Origin of the sequence: Aequorivita sp. KMM 9714, assembly GCF_011065475.1 — a bacterium.
Classification (GTDB): Bacteria; Bacteroidota; Bacteroidia; order Flavobacteriales; family Flavobacteriaceae; genus Aequorivita; species Aequorivita sinensis.
This window is the reverse complement of the sequence record NZ_JAAGRO010000014.1, coordinates 1-2,500: the sequence shown is the minus strand read 5'-3', so window position 1 is coordinate 2,500 and position 2,500 is coordinate 1. Positions and strand designations below refer to the sequence as shown.

The window sequence follows — 2,500 nt, the reverse complement described above, 5'->3', positions numbered from 1 at the left end:
TTCTCTTCCTCCGGGTACTTAGATGTTTCAGTTCCCCGGGTTTGCCTCCTTTCGGATACCATATCTTCAATATGGTGGGTTGCCCCATTCGGATACCTGCGGATCAACTTGTATGTGCCAATCCCCGCAGCTTTTCGCAGCTTATCACGTCCTTCATCGCCTCTGAGAGCCTAGGCATTCCCCATACGCTCTTATTTTGCTTATTGTACTTTTTTGCTCTTTAATGAGTTTATTCATTGCTTAATAAATGATCAATCAACCAAAGGTCAACAATCAAATACTAAGACTTTTATTACTTTTCTCGTATTCTTTAATTACAATATGTCAATGAACTGTCTGGAACTCCCATTTACACACCGCAAGCATTATGAAAATAGCTCTTTGGTATTGGTAAAAGTGGATTATATCCGTGGTGGAGAATATCGGAGTCGAACCGATGACCTCCTGCGTGCAAGGCAGGCGCTCTAGCCAGCTGAGCTAATTCCCCATTTTTTGAAATTCAGAATTATGAATTCAGAATTACGAATAATGAAGTAATCTCGCTTCAACTTCTAAAATTTCCTTTCAATATGTGTCTATGAACGTTTCAAAAACAAAAATCAAATTTAAACTTCGATTTCGATTTCGATTTCAATCGTAGTCTCAGGCAGACTCGAACTGCCGACCTCTACATTATCAGTGTAGCGCTCTAACCAGCTGAGCTATGAGACTGTTTTTAGTCTTTAAGCTGGTAGTTGGCAGTTGGTAGTGGTACTACCCTCTAAAAACTACTTCACTACAGACTTTAATATTATAAAATTGACAGCTAAACCAAGCGAAACTCCTTCTTTTTATATAAAGAGTGTCTCTTTGTTGAATATTCGGTCGTCTTTCTCTAGAAAGGAGGTGTTCCAGCCGCACCTTCCGGTACGGCTACCTTGTTACGACTTAGCCCCAGTTACCAGCTTCACCCTAGGCCGCTCCTTGCGGTGACGGACTTCAGGTGCTTCCAGCTTCCATGGCTTGACGGGCGGTGTGTACAAGGCCCGGGAACGTATTCACCGGATCATGGCTGATATCCGATTACTAGCGATTCCAGCTTCACGGGGTCGAGTTGCAGACCCCGATCCGAACTGAGACAGGTTTTGTGGATTCGCTCCTACTTGCGTAGTGGCTGCCCATTGTACCTGCCATTGTAGCACGTGTGTGGCCCAGGACGTAAGGGCCGTGATGATTTGACGTCATCCCCACCTTCCTCACGGTTTGCACCGGCAGTCTTGTTAGAGTTCCCGACTTGACTCGCTGGCAACTAACAACAGGGGTTGCGCTCGTTATAGGACTTAACCTGACACCTCACGGCACGAGCTGACGACAACCATGCAGCACCTTGTAATCTGTCCGAAGAAAAGACTGTTTCCAATCCTGTCAGACTACATTTAAGCCCTGGTAAGGTTCCTCGCGTATCATCGAATTAAACCACATGCTCCACCGCTTGTGCGGGCCCCCGTCAATTCCTTTGAGTTTCATTCTTGCGAACGTACTCCCCAGGTGGGATACTTATCACTTTCGCTTGGCCACCCAGCTCACCAATGTGAGCCGGACAGCTAGTATCCATCGTTTACGGCGTGGACTACCAGGGTATCTAATCCTGTTCGCTCCCCACGCTTTCGTCCATCAGCGTCAATACGTTGTTAGTGACCTGCCTTCGCAATCGGTATTCTATGTGATATCTAAGCATTTCACCGCTACACCACATATTCTAGCCACTTCACAACGATTCAAGACAACCAGTATCAATGGCAATTCTACAGTTGAGCTGCAGACTTTCACCACTGACTTAATCGCCCGCCTACGGACCCTTTAAACCCAATGATTCCGGATAACGCTCGGACCCTCCGTATTACCGCGGCTGCTGGCACGGAGTTAGCCGGTCCTTATTCTTACGGTACCGTCAAGCCACTACACGTAGTGGTGTTTCTTCCCGTAAAAAAGCAGTTTACAACCCATAGGGCATTCTTCCTGCACGCGGCATGGCTGGATCAGGCTCTCGCCCATTGTCCAATATTCCTCACTGCTGCCTCCCGTAGGAGTCTGGTCCGTGTCTCAGTACCAGTGTGGGGGATCCCCCTCTCAGGGCCCCTACCCATCGTAGCCTTGGTGTGCCGTTACCACACCAACAAGCTAATGGGACGCATGATCATCTTGTACCGATAAATCTTTAATTATAAAACAATGCCGTCTCATAATACTATGGGGCATTAATCCAAGTTTCCCTGGGCTATTCCCCTGTACAAGGCAGATTCCATACGCGTTACTCACCCGTGCGCCGGTCTCTATAATGCAAGCATTATATACCCCTCGACTTGCATGTGTTAGGCCTGCCGCTAGCGTTCATCCTGAGCCAGGATCAAACTCTTCATCGTATAATCTTCAATAATATTGCGACCATACTTCCATAAAGAGCTCGACTCTCAAAAAAATCTCAGAAAATCTCACTTAGTTTAGTTTCTTTGTTGACTAA

The 2,500-nt window shown here is 46.7% G+C and carries 2 tRNA genes and 2 rRNA genes (1 of these 4 cut by a window edge); all 4 read right to left on the bottom strand.

Going from position 1 to position 2,500, the window contains the following annotated elements:
* Window positions 1-206, bottom strand: a 23S ribosomal RNA gene (locus G3A46_RS13940); it reaches 2,621 nt to the left of the window's first position.
* 204 nt (window positions 207-410) lie between these two features.
* A tRNA-Ala gene (locus G3A46_RS13935) sits at window positions 411-487 on the bottom strand.
* A 150-nt stretch (window positions 488-637) separates the two neighbouring features.
* A tRNA-Ile gene (locus tag G3A46_RS13930) sits at window positions 638-711 on the bottom strand.
* A gap of 167 nt (window positions 712-878) precedes the next feature.
* Window positions 879-2,402 (bottom strand): 16S ribosomal RNA (locus G3A46_RS13925).
* The 16S and 23S rRNA genes sit together here with 2 tRNA genes alongside, the layout of an rRNA operon.
* Window positions 2,403-2,500: the final 98 nt, after the last annotated feature.